Consider the following 15,407-nt stretch of genomic DNA (forward strand, 5'->3'; position numbering starts at 1 on the left):
CGGCCGCGAAAGCCTGCCTACAAGCAGGCTTTCGCCATGCATGATGGAGGAAAGGCATGACCTCCGGTCGGTATAGGTCTCCAATCGCTTGTTGTAGTTCTGATTGCTTTGAAGGTATAAGAGAGAAGAGGATGCAATCAGACTACAAAGGCGAACGCTAACGCTTTTCCGACTCTATACCGACCTTCGGGTATTAAGAAAAAATTATGGGAGGCGGGACAATGATCAAGCTAAGCAGGGAAGAAGCGGCGGGCCGCGTCATGGTTGCGCTCGATTACCCGGATGCCGCGGCGGCGGAAGCTCTGGTGCTGAGCCTGGAAGGCATCCCATGCTTCATGAAGGTCGGCATGCAGTTGTTCTATGCGGCCGGACCGGGCTTCGTCGCGGACTTGAAGGCGCGCGGCTATAAAGTATTCCTGGATCTGAAAATGCACGATATCCCGAACACGGTCAAAGGCGGCGCGAACAGCATCGCGAAGCTTGGCGTCGACGTGTTCAACGTCCATGCGGCAGGCGGCTTGGCCATGATGAACGCCGCGATGGAAGGCGTGGAATCGGCGCTTCAAGCGGATGCCAAGCTGCAGCGTCCGCTGGTCATCGCCGTGACGCAGCTGACCAGCACGAGCCAGGCGGTGCTGAACGACGAGATTGGCATCGGCGGCTCCGTCGCGGACGCGGTCGTCCGTTACGCCAAGCTGGCGAAGGAAGCGGGTCTCGGCGGCGTGGTGGCATCTCCGCAAGAGGTGCGGTTGATCAAATCGGCGTGCGGCGTTTCCTTCCGGACGATTACGCCGGGCATCCGGCCGGCCGGCGCCGACATCGGCGACCAGTCGCGCATCATGACGCCGCGCGAGGCGCTGGCGCAAGGCACGGACTACATGGTGATCGGGCGGCCGATTACGGCTGCCGCCGACCCGAGACAAGCATTGGAATCCATTATCGAGGAGCTGGTATAAATGACAACATCCATGCTGGAACAGTTGCCGAAAGAGATTGCGAAAGGCTTGTTGAAGATCAACGCGGTCGCGCTGCGTCCGAACGAACCGTTCACGTGGACGTCCGGCATGAAGTCGCCGATCTACTGCGACAACCGGCTGACGATGTCCTATCCGGCCATCCGCGATCTGATCGCGGAAGGCTTCGCGGCGATCATTCGCGCGCAATATCCGGATTGTCAAGCCGTCGCGGGCATCGCGACCGGCGGCATCCCGCACGCGGCATGGGTCGCGCAGAAGCTGAACCTGCCGATGCTGTACGTGCGCGATAAGGCGAAGGGCCATGGCAAGACGAACCAGATCGAGGGCCATTTCGAGCCCGGCCAGAAGGTCGTCCTGATCGAGGACCTGATTTCCACCGGCGGCAGCTCGCTGAAGGCGGCGGTCGCGGTGCGCGAAGCCGGCTGCGAAGTGCAGGGCGTCGTCGCGATCTTCACTTACCAGTTCCCGCAGGCGGTCGAAGCGTTCGCGAAGGAAGGCATTCCGCTCGCGACCTTGTCGAACTACACGTCGCTGATCGAGGTTGCGGCCGAGCAAGGCATCGTGCAGCAGAACGACATCGCCCTGCTGCAATCGTGGCGCGAGAATCCGCAGGCTTTCGGCGTGTAAACCGAAGCCATTTCATAGCCTTTCTTTGTTAAAACAGACCCGGAGCAAGCGCTCCGGGTCTGTTTTATTCTTGTAAAGGTAATCATTAGCTGATTCATTTTTCGAACGATCGGTTATAATTAGCTAATCCGCCTCATATATTAGGTCATTGCCAAATAGATAGGATTACAAGATTAATAGAATGCGAGGAAGAGAACATGAACACAATGTATAGGCAGTTGTTGGAGTCGACGGAAGACTTGCTGTACCGGGTTCGGATTTACGACCGGAACCTGGAGAAATCCGATGAAATTCTGCAAATGGACGAGGCGTACAAGCGTATGCGCCAGGCGTTCGATGTTATAGAAGCCCGTCAGGACAGCGGTATGATGGAGCGGTTTGCCGCCAGGGTACAGCAGATGCGGACGCGTCTGATCACGATGATGGAGGATTTGCTGCACACGGCATGATTGGGCCGGATGGAGAAAATGACCTGCGGGCTGGGTGGGCCTCCAATCGCTGTTGTAGCTCCGATTTCTTCTAATTGTATAGGAGACTATAGGTTGAAATCGGGCTACAAAGGCGAACGCTAACGCTTTTCCGGCTCCACACATCCCTCCGGTCATTTTCCCGGCCTATTCAAAACCGAATGCAGCAAACCTTTGGGGACAAAGGGAGAAAAAAACCTCTTGCCAGCCGGTGGTGGGGATGGTAACATGTTACATTAAATGGAAGGGTTTCTAGGGATCCGCTTCAAGGCGAACCGAGCGAAACCGGGCAGGATAATAGGTCCCGCTACACCGTAGGGATAAAAGACCTTCGGCAAGTTCCACCCAGCACGACTGGGCGGCGCTTGCTCGGAGGTCTTTTTTGCTTTACCAGCCCAAAGCGCCGCGATGACTGAAGAGGGGGAGAAGATGTGGAAGCACTCCGGACGCATGCATTGCGCAAGGTGTTTACGGTCAAACGGAAGGACGCCGGGCTGGCCGGCAGCTTCAGGTCGCTGATGAAACCGGCCTGGGAAGAGAAGGTCGCGGTGCGCAGCATCGACCTGACGGTGCAGCGGGGCGAGATGGTCGCCTTCCTCGGCCCGAACGGCGCCGGGAAATCGACGACGATCAAAATGCTGACAGGGATTCTGCACCCGTCGTCGGGCGAGGCGCAGGTGCTCGGCTTGACGCCGTGGCGGGAACGGGAGAAGCTGGCTTACCGCATCGGGGCGGTATTCGGGCAGAAATCGCAGCTGTGGTACCACCTGCCGCCGATCGACACGTTCGATCTGATCAGCCGGATTTACGAGCTGCGGCGCAGCGAATACCAAGCGCGCCGCGACGATCTGATCGCGCGCTTCGAACTGGGACCGTACCTGCATACGCCGGTCAGGAAGCTGTCGCTGGGCGAACGGATGCGCTGCGAAATCGCCGTTTCGTTCCTGCACCGTCCGCAGCTGCTGTTCCTTGACGAGCCGACGATCGGACTGGACGTCGTGGTCAAGCAGCGCATCCGCGAGCTGATCCGCGAATTGAACCGGGCGGAAGGGACGACCGTCTTCCTGACCTCGCATGATGCCGGCGACATGGAGGAGCTCTGTTCGAGGGCGATCGTGATCCATCACGGCGGGATTCTGCTCGATGCGCCCGTCGACCGGCTGAAGCGGGAGGTGCTCAACCGGAAAGTCATTTCGCTGACGCTGGCCGCCGGCTACGACGCCTCGATGCTTCCTTCGCTGCCCGGAACGGCGCTCCTGACAAGCGAAGGCCGGAAGCTGAAGCTTGAAGTCGATCTCTCCTTGACCGAGATCGAGCAGGTGCTGGGCGCCGTGATCGGCCGCTTCCGGCTGGAGGACGTCACCGTGGAAGACCCGCCGATGGAGGAAATCATCTCGCATATCTACGGAACGGGAGGTTAGCGGACGATGAGGATGGACGAACGAATGCCTGGAAACCGGCTAAGCTTCCTGGGGATCAAGAGCATGAAATCGGGAGCCGTCGCGCGTATTACCATTCGGCAGCAGCTGGCGTACAAGACGGACTTCATCATGCGCGCAAGCTTCCTGCTGATGATTCTTTACGTGTTCGTGCAGCTGTGGTCGGCTGCTTACGGCGGCGATCATACCCGCGTGATCGACGGCTACACGCTGAAGCAGATCGTGTGGTACCTCGTGTTCACGGAAGCGATCACGATGGGCGTTCCGGCGCTGTGCGGCGTGATCGAGAACGACGTGAAGAGCGGCGATATCGCGATCAAGCTCATCCGTCCGCTCTCTTATATCGGCTATCATTACGCCGCCTACGTGTCGGAGGCGGCATTCCGCTTCTGCATCCACCTGGCCGTCGGCAGCATCATCGCCTGGCTGAGCGTCGGTCCGCCGGCGTTCGGATACGGCTGGGCGGGCTTGTTCTCGCTGACGCTGGGCGCGTTCACGGTGGCGTTCATGCTGAACATGGCCGTGGCGCTGTGCGCGCTATGGGTGGAAGAAACGCGGGGGATGGAATTCGTGCTGCATAAGCTGCAGTTTACCGTCGGGGGCATGCTGCTGCCGCTCGATCTGATGCCCGAACCGCTGCAGCGGGTCTGTTCGTGGCTGCCGTTCCAGGCCATGCTCTATTTTCCCGCGCGGACGGCGGTTAATTTCGGCACCGCCCCGGTGGCTCGGCAGTTCGCGATTCAGGCGTTCTGGATCGCGGCGCTTGCGGCGCTCGTCACGTGGATGTACAGGAGAGGGGTGAAGAAGCTGCATGTTAACGGCGGATAACCAAGCGGACCGATCGCGGCGTCAAGCTTCGCGGACGAGGCGCGCCGCGGCAACGGTCTCGTTCCTGTTCACCTGTTGGAAGGTCAATCTGGCTTCGACCTTGGAATACCGGGTCAGCTTCCTGCTGATGGCCGGCATGATGTTCATCAACAACTTCATGTGGCTGTTCTTCTGGAGCTTGTTCTTCGGCCGGTTCCCGGTGGTCAACGGCTGGGGCATTCACGATGTCATGCTGATGTGGGCCGTCGGCGCCGGCGGCTTCGGCTGGGCGAATATGCTGTTCGGCAACTTCAACCGCATCGCGCCGATCGTTGCCAGCGGACAGCTTGACGTGTACTTGTCGCAGCCGAAGCCCGTGCTGCTTCACGTGCTCGCGAGCCGGATGTCGCTGACGGCGGTAGGCGACTTCCTCTTCGGTCTCGTCGTGTACGCCTGGGTCGGCGATCATTCGCTGCCGGGACTGCTGCTGTTCCTCTCCGCGCTCCTGATTAGCGGCCTGCTGTTCATGGGCGTCACGGTTCTCGCCGGCTGCATGGCCTTCTTCGTAGGCAATGCGGAAGGGCTTGCGCAGCAAGTGTTCAACAGCTTCGTCGCGCTGTCGACGTACCCGTCCGATATTTTCAAAGGCTTCGCCAAAGCGCTGCTGTTCACGCTCATCCCGGCGGGCTTGATCAGCTACATGCCGATCGGGCTGCTGCGCGGTTTCGATATGAACTTCGCATGGAAGGCGGTCGTCTTGACGCTCGGCTTCGGCATGGCGGCGATCCTGCTCTTCAAGCTCGGACTGAAGCGGTATTCATCGGGCAATGCCATCACGCTGCGAGGGTAGAGCCCCGCATTGGAATGCGGGGGTTGCGTTGCAAACGTAGAGCGGCAGCCGTAATTGCGGCTGAACAGAGGTACATGTCTTAAGCGAGGCCAACACCGGCTCCGGGGACGTAGTCCCCCGGAGCTGGTTCGTTAACGGCAGGCGTTCGCTCGCGATCGGCTGTAGATCGGCAATATATAGCGTCGTCACGAATTCAAAGCCGACTTTAAGCCTCTGAGGGAATTCAATCCTTTCAAATCAAATAATTAAAATAAAACTTGAATTATTCAAGAATTAATCTTAATATTATCAATACACAGATTGAATAATTCAATGCGTACTTGCATAAGGAGTGATACCTCTGCACTATCCGCCGCCGCAGCAATGCCCGGTATGCGAGAGCAAGCTGACGATTCAGGAGCTGAAATGCGAGCATTGCTCGACCGTTATCCGGGGGAATTTCGAATCGACCCGACTTGCGTCGCTGAACCGGGAGCAGCTGCATTTTGTCGAAGCGTTCTTGAAGGTACGCGGGAACATCCGCGAGATGGAGAAGGAGCTAGGCATCTCGTACCCGACCGTGAGGAACCGGCTCGATCAGATCGTGGACACGCTCGGCTTCGAGTCCTGGTCTGCAGCTGCGCAGCCAGCTATGCCGCCGTCCGAGCAAGCCGTAACAGAAGATGCACAGCGGAAGGAGATTCTGTCGAAGCTGGATGCAGGCGCAATAACGGTAGATGAAGCGTTGAAGTTATTCGGGGCCAATCACAAATAGGAGGCATGGTGAACGATGCAAGAAGAGCGGGCGATGATTATTCGAATGGTGGAGGAAGGCAAAATTACGGCGGACCAAGGCTTGGCGCTGCTGGAAGCGCTGGAGCAGCCGCGGCCGCAGACTCCTGCTGCGTCTGCAACGGAGCAAAAGCATGAGCATGAGGTGTCCGTACGCGGACAAGCCGCTGAGTGGACAAGCTCCTTCGATGCATCGGGAATCGAGCGAATCGAGTTCACCGCGAATGACGGTTCGATTCATTATCAAACCTGGGACCAGCCGCACGCCGAAGTCAAAGTGACCTTGACGGCGCGTAATGGTTGGAGCGCTCCGGATTTGAAAGACCGCCTCGATCGGTCCGTCTTCGTTAGTCGAAGCGAAGAGCAATACATATGGAAGCTGGAGCCTGCGGACTGGGAGCGTGATCGCGAACTGAAGAACGGGGAGATCGCGATCGCCATTCATGTTCCTCGCGCGCAGCGCTTCGAGCACTTCAAAGCGGTGACGAATAACGGCGAAATCCATATTGCCGAGCTGCTGTCCGAACAGGCCGAGATTGCAACGGATAACGGTGCGATTACGATGAATGGCATTGAGCTGGAAGCGCTCAAGACGACGTCGGTGAATGGGGCGATCAAGCTCGTATCCGGGCGGATGGAATCGGCGGAGCTGCGTACGAAGAACGGCAAGATCCATGCCAGCGGCAAGTTCGAATCGCTTCATTGTCATTCGTCTAACGGAGAGATCAAGCTTGATGATCTAGTCGCGGAAGGGATTGACCTTCATGCGGAGAACGGGAATATCGACGCGGATGCCGCTTTCGAACAGCTGGCTTGCAAGACGCGGAACGGAGCCGTTCATGTCTATGTTCGATGCAGCGGAGAGACCGAGCGGCGACGGGCGGCGTTTAATGGCGAAGTCTTGACGAAGCTGCAGGCGGAGTCGCATAATGGCGCGGTTCACATCGCCTACGAGGAAGGCGTGGCCGGCGTTCGCGGCGAGCTGAAGTTCGGTCATGGAAGGGCGAGCTGCTTGCTGAACGGGGAGACATTCGCCGATTTGACCGGCGACGGAGATAACCGGACGCTTGCTATTCGCCAAGGGGACGAGGCGCACCACCAGCTTGACGTAACGACATCTAACGGCTCGATTAAGGTGGAGACCGTTCCGGCGAAAATTTTGCTGCCGCTCTAAAGAGAAGCAGAGTCCGCTGCGCCGCGGCGATTATAGGACCTTCGGCAAGTTCCGCCCCCATTTAAGGGGCGCGCTTGTGCGGAGGTTTTTCTAATTTGCTTGGGACAAAGCTGCGCCGCAAGGATAGCATAGAAGGCTGTTATGAATCGTATGGAAGGGTCAAATATCTTGGACATTCGATCGTGGACGGCAATTTTCGGCAGGCACCTTATGTTAAATTCATTTAAAATTCATTTTGGGTGTAACCTTTTATTACGTTGCACCGTCTAAATTTTAGCATTATTAACGTTTTCTCATGAAAGGGGGTTCGCAATCGGAATGGGATGGCGGAGAAACAGGAAAACCGCGGCGGAATCCGAAGCAATCGAAGTACATACGCAAGCGCAAGAAGCGGCAGCAACGGCCGTTGACCCTGCGAAGCCTCTGCTGGTCGTCGAAGGCGTGGAGCGAACGTTCCAGACCGGCGGTCAGCCGCTGCACGTGCTGAAAGGCATTCATATGGAACTGCTGCCCCGTCAGCTGGTCATGCTGCGCGGGCGCTCCGGCTCCGGCAAGACGACGCTGCTCAATATGATCGGCGGGCTGGATCAGCCGTCAAAGGGCACTATTTTTTTCCATGGCATGCCCTTTCACGATATGAGCGACGATCAGCGGACGAAGGTCAGGCGCAAAGAGATCGGGTTTATTTTCCAGGCGTATGCCTTGATGCCGCTGCTGTCCGCTTACGAGAACGTGGAATTATCGCTTCGCATGGCCGGCGTGCCGGGCGGGGAATGGAAAGCGCGCGTCGAGCACTGTCTGGAGCTCGTCGGACTCGCCAAACGGATGCATCATCGTCCGTTCGAGCTGTCCGGCGGCGAACAACAGCGCGTGGCGATCGCCAAATCGATCGCGCACCGGCCGAGTCTGCTGCTGGCGGACGAACCGACGGCGGAGCTCGACTCGCAGATGGCCGCCCAGATTATGTCCGTGTTCCAAACGATTATTCGCACCGAGCAAGTGACGATTTGTATGACAACGCACGATCCCACGATTTTGGAGGTTGCCGATCATGTTTACGAAATGGTTGACGGGAAATTCATTTAAGGCGGCCGCGGTCGTCGTCATCGGGGCTTCCCTGCTGACGTCCGCGGGCTGCTCGCTGCTGCCGAACGAGAACAACGAGGAGGTGCTGCCGGAGATCGCGCCGCCGCAAATCTCCAAGAAGCCGGAATACGAGGTCACGACGGCGACGCTGGAGACGAAGAAGACGGTTATCGGCAAAATGATTTCCACGCAGGAAGAAACGCTCTACTTCCAGCTCGACGGCAAGCGGCTCAAGGAGCTGAACGTGAAGATCGGGCAGAAGGTGACCGCCGGCCAGGTCATCGGGTCGCTCGACGTGGACGATATGAAGAAGCAGCTGCGTTCCGACAAGCTGCAATTCTCGAAGGACGAACTGCAGATGAAGGACACGCTCCGCAAGAAGGACGAGATGGATCCGATCGACTTCGAGCTGGCGAAGATCGATTTCGAAGAGAAGCGCCAGAAGCTGACGGATTCCCAGGAGGAAATCGACAAGGCGATCCTGACCGCGCCGTTCACCGGGACGGTCGTCAGCTTGAGCGTCTCCAAGGGCGATGCCGTCAAAGCGTACGATCCGGTCTGCATCATCGCGAATACCGGGACGCTGACGGCTGCCGCGAAGATGACGCAGGATGAATTGGAAGGCGTGGCGATCGGCATGCCGGTCACGATCAGCATCAATAACGCCGGCGATTTCACGGGCAAGGTGACGCAGCTGCCGGTCGCCTCGAACGATAGCAACAACGGGAACGGAGGCGGCAACGGCAACGGCGGCACGCAGCGTCCGGAACGTCCGGAAGACTTCCTGACGGTATCGCTGGATAAGCTGCCGAAGGGCGTAACGCGCGGAACGCCGCTCTCCATCTCCATCATCATGGACCGCAAGGAGAACGCCATCGTCATCCCGCCTTCCGCGCTTCGTTCGATCGGCTCGCGTACGTACGTGCAGGTCGTCGACAGCGAAGGCAAGCGCGAGGTGGACGTGGAAGTCGGCCAGCAAACAGCGACGGAAGTGGAGATCCTCAAAGGGTTGACGCCGGGGCAGAAAGTCGTAGGTAAATAACGTATGGGGATGCCGCTATTTCGCTTTCTGTTCCGCAAAATGTGGAACACGCGGTGGATGACGCTCAGCTCGCTCGCCGGCTTGATCATCGCCGTCGCGTTCGCGACGAGCATACCGATGTACGCGGACGGCGCCTTGAAGCGTGTCGTGGCCCAGACGCTCAAGGACGAGAGCGGCGGTTTGCCGGCAGGCTCGCTGCTGATGCGCTATCAGGAGTCATCGGGCAAGACGGATTTGAACGGCTTGAACGAGGTCGAGACGTATATCCGGGATAAAGTGCCGTCGCTGATCGGTTTTCCGTTCACGACCTACAGCCAGAGCCTGGCGATCCGCAGCGGCGAGCTGACGCCGGTGGACCCGTCCAAGGTGGATGCCAGCCGCGCGCGCACGATGGCCATCGGCACGATGGACGGACTGGATAAGAAGGCTGAGCTGACGCAAGGCCGCTGGTTCGCGGATGCCGTCGGCGACGACGATACCGTCGAAGCGGTCATGATGGAAGAGGCGATGTACCGCAGCGATATTCATATCGGCGACGTGTTCGAGTATCCCATCTTCGGGGGACTCAACATTACGCTGCATGTCAAAATCGTCGGCGCCTACAAGCCGCTGAAGGACACCGATCCGTTCTGGTACCAAGGCATGGAGAGCCTGATGAACTCGCTGACCATCGGCGACAAGGCGTTCCATCAGGGACTGCTGAAGGATCGGGGGATCCCGGTTCATAATGCCAGCTGGTACTATGCCTTCGATTTGAAGGACATCAAGACGAGCCAGCTCGCGTCCTTATCTAGCACGCTGGAGCGTCTCAACATCGATCTCTTCCAGCGACTGAAAGAAACGCGCGTGGATATTTCGTTCGCCAAGCTGCTGGGCGAATTCAAGAAACAGAGCCTGCAGCTGCAGATGCTGCTCTTCACGCTGGCGGCGCCGATGCTGGCGATGGTGTTCTACTTCATCGCGATGAACGCGCGCCAGTCGCTCGACAAGCAGCGCAACGATATCGCCGTATTCCGAAGCCGGGGCGCGGGAACGAGGCAGATCATCGGCATTTATTTGCTCGAAGGGCTGCTGCTCGGCGTCGCGGCGATGTGCGCGGGTCCGTTCCTGGGCTGGTTCATGGCCAAGAGCATCGGGTCCGCGAACGGCTTCCTGGAATTCGTCAACCGCAAATCGATTCCCGTCGGATTCACGACCGATGCGGTGCTGGCGGGCGTAGGCGCGATCGTGCTCGCGGTGCTGGCGACGGTGGTTCCGGCCGTTATGTACGCGAAGGCGTCGATCGTCGACTACAAGAAGCAGCTCGCGCGTTCCGACCGCAAGCCGTTCTGGCAGCGCTGGTACGGCGACGTGCTGCTGCTCGGCGTTGCCGGGTACGGCTGGTACCTGTTCAACGAACGGCAGATGATCTCGATCAAGAGCAATCTGACGACCGACCAACTGGACGTGCAGCCGTTCCTCTTCTTCGTGCCGGCGCTCGCGATCTTCGCGATGGGACTGTTCTTCCTGCGGATCTTCCCGTGGCTGCTGAAGCTGTTCAACTGGATCGGCAAACGGATGCTTCCGGTGCCGCTGTACTTGACGCTGACCCAGCTGTCGCGCTCGTCGAAAGGGTACTATCCGCTCATGATCCTGTTGATTCTGACGCTCGGGCTCGGCGTCTATAACGCTTCCGCCGCACGCACGATCGATTTGAACTCGACGGAACGCACCTTATATAAATACGGGACGGACGTCGTCGTTCAGACCGTATGGGAAGGCAGAACCGAGCTGGTCAACACGGGCGGCGGCGGATCCGGCGGCGAGAACGGCGGCGGCAACGGCGGTTCCGGTAACGGCGGAAGCGGCGGCAATGGCGGCAACGGCGGATCTGGCGGCGGTGGAGGCGGCAACATCGTTCCGACGCGCGTCAATTACAGCGAACCGCCGTTTGAGATTTTCCGCAAGCTGGACGGCGTCGAAGCCGCGGCGCGCGTGCTGCAGACCAAGGCGAACATCGTCGTCTCCGGCCGCTCGATCGGCCAGGGCAACCTGATGGGCATCGACAACGTCGATTTCTCCAAAGTCGCCTGGTACCGCAACGACCTGTATCCGGTCCATCCGTTCTATTATTTGAAGAATCTCGGTTTATACGAAGAAGCGGCAATCATTCCTTCCAATGTTGCGGAGAAATATCAACTGAAGCTCGGGGACCGCGTAACGGCCGGGCTGCAGGACGGCGTCATCGAATTCGCGATCGTCGGCATCGTTCCTTATTGGCCGGCGCAATATCCGGACGATGCGCCGTTCATCATCGCGAATCTGGACTATATCTATGATCAGGTGCCGCTCATACCGTACGAGGTATGGCTGAAGATGAAGCCTGGCGCCTTGACCGCGCCGATCATGAAGCAGCTGGAAGACAGCGGTATCGAGCTGGCGGACGTGAAGGACGTCAGGATCGAGCTGGCCGCGCAGGCGAAGCACCCGACGCGGGGCGGCGTATTCGGCATACTGAGTCTCGGCTTCCTGGTGTCGATCATCATATCGCTCACGGGGTACATCCTGTTCTGGTTCTTCAATTTGTCCGGACGGATCGTGCAGTTCGGCGTCCTGCGGGCGATGGGGCTCTCGCGCAGGCAGCTGACGGGCATGCTGCTGCTGGAGCAAGTGTTCACGGCGGGCTTATCGATCGGCCTCGGCATCATGATCGGCAAAATCGCGAGTCTCTTGTTCCTGCCGTTCCTGCAAACGACGGAGAACGTCGCGAATTCCGTACCGCCGTTCCGGGTTGTCTTCGATGCCAAAGACACTACGCAGCTCTATATCGTCGTGGCATGCATGATGCTGATGGGCGCGTTGCTGCTGCTGGCGCATATCCGCAGGCTGCGCGTGCACCAGGCCGTCAAGATGGGGGAGGAACGCTAATCCGTTATGATTACATGCGAAGGCTTGGTCAAAATTTACAAATCCGACGAGCTTGAGGTCGTCGCCCTGCAAGGACTCAATCTCCACGTGAGCGAAGGGGAAATGATGGCGATCATCGGCAACAGCGGAAGCGGGAAGTCGACGCTGCTCAATATTTTGGGCGGCCTCGACCGTCCTTCCGCGGGGAGCGTCGGCGTCGGACCTTGGGATCTGCTCAAAATCTCCGACGAACAGCTCGTCTCCTACAAACGCGATACGGTCGGCTTCATCTGGCAAAACAATGCGCGCAACCTGCTGCCGTACCTGACGGCGCTGGAGAACGTCGAAATGCCGATGATGTTCTCCTCCAAGCTGGACCGCGCCTATGCGAAGCAGCTGCTGGAATGGGTCGGCTTGAAAGACCGGATGCACAACAAGCTGCATCAGTTGTCCGGGGGCGAACAGCAGCGCGTCGCGATCGCGATCTCGTTGTCGAACCGGCCGAAGCTGCTGCTCGCCGACGAACCGACGGGATCGGTCGACACGCGGACATCGGACCTGATCATGGATATATTCCGCAGGCTCAACCGCGAGCTGGGCATCACGATCGTCATCGTCACGCACGATCTGTCGCTGGCGTCCAAGGTGGATCGCGTCGTGGCGATCCGCGACGGCTTGACGAGCACCGAGTTTATTAAGCGGAATCCGAATCTGGACGACGACTTCGAGGCGGGCGCCTCGCAAGGGAACGTTCATGAGGAGTACGTCGTGGTCGACCGCGTCGGCAGGCTGCAAATCCCGAAAGCCTACCTGAGCGCGCTGCAAATTACAGATAAAGCATCGATGGAATTTGACGGCGAGCGAATTATCATATCGCCGCCTAAATCATTGGAGGGGTAAACGAAATGTTGCAAAAGGGGAACAACAACTTGAACGTATTGTCGCGAGGGAAGGTCGTTCTGAAGGCGTCGTCGCTGGCGTTGACATCCGCGCTGCTCGTGTCCGGCCTGTCGGCATGCAGCAAAGGAAGCGAGAGCGACGCCAAGCAGCATGTGCTGCGGATCGGTTTCATGTATTCCGACTCGTATAACGAACAATATTTGAGGCAGCAGTTTACGGACGGCTACGAGCTGCTCCACCCGAATGTCGATATCGAGATCGTATCGGCGATGCAGACCCAGAACTACGCGGAGCCCGACCCTAACAAGAAGCAGCCGGATCCGTACGAGAATATGAAAGAAATGCTGAACGGCAGCAATCCGGTCGACGTCGTGATCGTGGATTCGCCTTATTTCCGCAAACTGATTCAAGACAACATGCTGACGAAGCTCGATACGCTCATCCAAGACAACAAATTCGATATCGAGGATTTCGTGCCTTCCGTCATCGACGGCATCAAGGAAGCCGGCGAGGGCTCGATATACGGGCTGACGCCGACCTTCAACGCCTCGGCGCTGTTCTATAACAAGAAGCTGTTCGCCGATCAAGGCGTCGAAGTGCCGAAGGACGGCATGCAGTGGTCGGACGTGTTCACGCTGGCGCAGCGGGTTGCCAAGGGCGACGGCAAGGAGCGGAAGTTCGGGCTCGCCATCAATCGCTGGAGCGATCCGTATTCCGATATGATGACCTATTCGGCACCGCTGCAGCTTCGCATGTTCGATAAGAACGCGGAGAAGATGACCGTCAACACGGCCCAATGGAAGAAAGTATGGACGGATATTTCGAACTTGTATCAGCAGAAGCTCGTGCCGACGCAAGAGGATTACAATATGACCAACGATGCGATGAACGGCAAGCAGGTGTACAATCCGTTCCAGGGCGACTTGTTCATCAGCGGGCGCATCGCCATGATGGTGGCCGGCTACGACTACGTGACGCAGCTTTCCCAAGTGAAGGACGCGGCGGCCCAGAATTCGAAGATCACCAATGTCGACTGGGACGTCGTGACGATGCCTACGTTCGCGGAATCGCCGGATGTCGGCGGCAACGTTTATTTGAACAACCTGATGGCCATCAATGCCAAAGCGCAGAACAGCGAAGACGCATGGGATTTCATCGCGTTCAACAACGGCAAGGACTGGGCGAAGCTGAAGTCCCGCAGCACGTATGAATTGGTGGCGCGCAAGTCGTTCCTGAAGCCGAAGGACGGCATGAACTACAACATGGCGGCGTTCTACTCGCTGAAGCCGGCTCCGGGTCAAGATCCAGCCATCGACAAGCTGTATCAAGAGAAGCCGAATCTGTACCAAGTGCAGCAATATGCGCCGCAATTGTTCCAGGAGGTCGTTCAGAAGAAGAAATCCGTCGACCAGGCGCTGCAAGAGTGGGAAACCAAAGGCAATGTCCTGCTGCAGAAGATCAAGACGAATCCAACCGGACCGCTTGACGGCACGGACGGCAGCGTCGGCGTCAGCGGAGGCGGAGCCGTCGTCGAAGTGAAGCCGGCCGGTTAACCTTTTCGGTACGGGGTAGAGGGGCAGACCATAATTGAAAGCAGCTGCGCAGACGTGCAGCTGCTTTTTCGTCGTGAGCGGGCAGCGCTGGGAGCAGCGCCTCGGGCGAAGATGATGACAATGACGCTTGCGTACGATAAACGCTGACGCTGGGTCGCATGCTTATTTATGCCGGAAATGGGTATCCTAAGCTCGACACCGCGATGAAAGGGGCTGCGATCATGAAATGGGTATATTGGGGACGCTTGTACGAAACCAAATTTCAAGCGGGCTGCCTGGTCAGACGCATGGAGAACGATTGGTGGGTGTACGGCTACGATTGCCCGCAGGAAATTGAAGTGTTCCGTTCGCGCACGGGCAAGTTTGGCGTACGATTCCTCCCGTAGCAGAATATGCTTGACTTATTGTTAATTATTATAGTATATTAATCTCTGTCGCCATTGAATGTTTTGCTGTGATTGGTGTTATCGCGGGGTGGAGCAGCTCGGTAGCTCGTCGGGCTCATAACCCGAAGGCCGCAGGTTCAAATCCTGCCCCCGCAACCAAACCTTACGATAACTATCGCAAGGGCCCTTAGCTCAGTTGGTTAGAGCGGTCGGCTCATAACCGATTGGTCGGGGGTTCGAGTCCCTCAGGGCCCACCATTCCACAATACATCCTTTCATGCCGGGGTGGCGGAACTGGCAGACGCACAGGACTTAAAATCCTGCGGTGGGTGACCACCGTACGGGTTCGATTCCCGTCCTCGGCATCCAACAAGAAACCTTGATGAATCAAGGTTTTTTTATTTATGAGCCATTCGCAAAATCGTACATATTCGCTTGATCC

14 protein-coding genes and 3 tRNA genes are annotated in these 15,407 nt (G+C 58.0%); all 17 read left to right on the plus strand.

Annotated features, from left to right (window positions below; translation table 11 throughout):
• The first annotated feature begins 221 nt into the window (after window positions 1-221).
• A complete protein-coding gene (gene pyrF, locus GXP70_RS10800) occupies window positions 222-956 on the plus strand; it encodes an orotidine-5'-phosphate decarboxylase (RefSeq protein ID WP_225442756.1) in 735 nt (244 codons plus the stop codon).
• The gene (gene pyrE / locus GXP70_RS10805) at window positions 957-1,604 is read left to right on the plus strand and encodes an orotate phosphoribosyltransferase (RefSeq protein ID WP_162356559.1); all 648 of its coding nucleotides are present in this window, start codon (window positions 957-959) and stop codon (window positions 1,602-1,604) included.
• Between the two features lie 197 nt (window positions 1,605-1,801).
• A complete protein-coding gene (locus GXP70_RS10810; RefSeq protein WP_162356561.1) occupies window positions 1,802-2,053 on the plus strand; it encodes a hypothetical protein in 252 nt (83 codons plus the stop codon).
• Between the two features lie 449 nt (window positions 2,054-2,502).
• Entirely contained in the window at window positions 2,503-3,492 is a 990-nt protein-coding gene (locus GXP70_RS10815) for an ABC transporter ATP-binding protein (protein WP_225442757.1), read from the plus strand.
• A 6-nt stretch (window positions 3,493-3,498) separates the two neighbouring features.
• A complete protein-coding gene (locus tag GXP70_RS10820; RefSeq protein ID WP_225442758.1) occupies window positions 3,499-4,338 on the plus strand; it encodes an ABC transporter permease in 840 nt (279 codons plus the stop codon).
• The gene (locus GXP70_RS10825) at window positions 4,322-5,167 is read left to right on the plus strand and encodes an ABC transporter permease (RefSeq protein WP_162356563.1); all 846 of its coding nucleotides are present in this window, start codon (window positions 4,322-4,324) and stop codon (window positions 5,165-5,167) included. Before GXP70_RS10820 ends, GXP70_RS10825 begins: the two co-directional genes overlap by 17 nt.
• Window positions 5,168-5,498: 331 nt before the next feature.
• Window positions 5,499-5,921, plus strand: a complete 423-nt coding sequence (locus tag GXP70_RS10830; protein ID WP_225442759.1) for a DUF2089 domain-containing protein — start codon at window positions 5,499-5,501, stop codon at window positions 5,919-5,921.
• A gap of 15 nt (window positions 5,922-5,936) precedes the next feature.
• Window positions 5,937-7,112, plus strand: coding sequence for a DUF4097 family beta strand repeat-containing protein (locus tag GXP70_RS10835; protein WP_162356564.1), 1,176 nt, complete (start codon window positions 5,937-5,939; stop codon window positions 7,110-7,112).
• A gap of 318 nt (window positions 7,113-7,430) precedes the next feature.
• Complete coding sequence (locus GXP70_RS10840; protein WP_162356566.1) at window positions 7,431-8,198, plus strand: ABC transporter ATP-binding protein; 768 nt, start codon at window positions 7,431-7,433, stop codon at window positions 8,196-8,198.
• Window positions 8,164-9,240, plus strand: a complete 1,077-nt coding sequence (locus tag GXP70_RS10845; RefSeq protein WP_162356567.1) for an efflux RND transporter periplasmic adaptor subunit — start codon at window positions 8,164-8,166, stop codon at window positions 9,238-9,240. Before GXP70_RS10840 ends, GXP70_RS10845 begins: the two co-directional genes overlap by 35 nt.
• Window positions 9,241-9,243: 3 nt before the next feature.
• A complete protein-coding gene (locus GXP70_RS10850) occupies window positions 9,244-12,147 on the plus strand; it encodes an ABC transporter permease (protein WP_162356569.1) in 2,904 nt (967 codons plus the stop codon).
• Between the two features lie 6 nt (window positions 12,148-12,153).
• Entirely contained in the window at window positions 12,154-13,026 is an 873-nt protein-coding gene (locus GXP70_RS10855) for an ABC transporter ATP-binding protein (RefSeq protein WP_162356571.1), read from the plus strand.
• 5 nt (window positions 13,027-13,031) lie between these two features.
• On the plus strand, window positions 13,032-14,579 hold the full coding sequence (locus GXP70_RS10860; protein WP_162356573.1) for an ABC transporter substrate-binding protein: 1,548 nt from the start codon (window positions 13,032-13,034) through the stop codon (window positions 14,577-14,579).
• A 221-nt stretch (window positions 14,580-14,800) separates the two neighbouring features.
• Window positions 14,801-14,965: a hypothetical protein gene (locus tag GXP70_RS29545; protein WP_192043437.1), complete on the plus strand. Its 165-nt coding sequence runs from the start codon at window positions 14,801-14,803 to the stop codon at window positions 14,963-14,965.
• A gap of 82 nt (window positions 14,966-15,047) precedes the next feature.
• Window positions 15,048-15,124: transfer RNA gene (locus GXP70_RS10865), tRNA-Met, on the plus strand.
• 22 nt (window positions 15,125-15,146) lie between these two features.
• Window positions 15,147-15,223, plus strand: a tRNA-Ile gene (locus GXP70_RS10870).
• Window positions 15,224-15,244: 21 nt separating this feature from the next.
• Window positions 15,245-15,330 (plus strand) — tRNA-Leu (locus GXP70_RS10875).
• Window positions 15,331-15,407 lie beyond the last annotated feature (77 nt).

The organism is Paenibacillus lycopersici, from assembly GCF_010119935.1.
Taxonomy (GTDB): domain Bacteria; phylum Bacillota; class Bacilli; order Paenibacillales; family Paenibacillaceae; genus Paenibacillus_Z; species Paenibacillus_Z lycopersici.

Bases quoted from the DNA above. Each gene is read 5' to 3' on its own strand.
- pyrE (WP_162356559.1), top strand. From the start codon at position 957: ATGACAACATCCATGCTGGAACAGTTGCCGAAAGAGATTGCGAAAGGC.
- GXP70_RS10825 (WP_162356563.1), top strand. From the start codon at position 4,322: ATGTTAACGGCGGATAACCAAGCGGACCGATCGCGGCGTCAAGCTTCG.
- GXP70_RS10845 (WP_162356567.1), top strand. From the start codon at position 8,164: ATGTTTACGAAATGGTTGACGGGAAATTCATTTAAGGCGGCCGCGGTC.
- GXP70_RS29545 (WP_192043437.1), top strand. From the start codon at position 14,801: ATGAAATGGGTATATTGGGGACGCTTGTACGAAACCAAATTTCAAGCG.
- GXP70_RS10855 (WP_162356571.1), top strand. From the start codon at position 12,154: ATGATTACATGCGAAGGCTTGGTCAAAATTTACAAATCCGACGAGCTT.
- GXP70_RS10835 (WP_162356564.1), top strand. From the start codon at position 5,937: ATGCAAGAAGAGCGGGCGATGATTATTCGAATGGTGGAGGAAGGCAAA.
- GXP70_RS10810 (WP_162356561.1), top strand. From the start codon at position 1,802: ATGAACACAATGTATAGGCAGTTGTTGGAGTCGACGGAAGACTTGCTG.
- pyrF (WP_225442756.1), top strand. From the start codon at position 222: ATGATCAAGCTAAGCAGGGAAGAAGCGGCGGGCCGCGTCATGGTTGCG.
- GXP70_RS10820 (WP_225442758.1), top strand. From the start codon at position 3,499: ATGAGGATGGACGAACGAATGCCTGGAAACCGGCTAAGCTTCCTGGGG.
- GXP70_RS10850 (WP_162356569.1), top strand. From the start codon at position 9,244: ATGGGGATGCCGCTATTTCGCTTTCTGTTCCGCAAAATGTGGAACACG.
- GXP70_RS10860 (WP_162356573.1), top strand. From the start codon at position 13,032: ATGTTGCAAAAGGGGAACAACAACTTGAACGTATTGTCGCGAGGGAAG.
- GXP70_RS10840 (WP_162356566.1), top strand. From the start codon at position 7,431: ATGGGATGGCGGAGAAACAGGAAAACCGCGGCGGAATCCGAAGCAATC.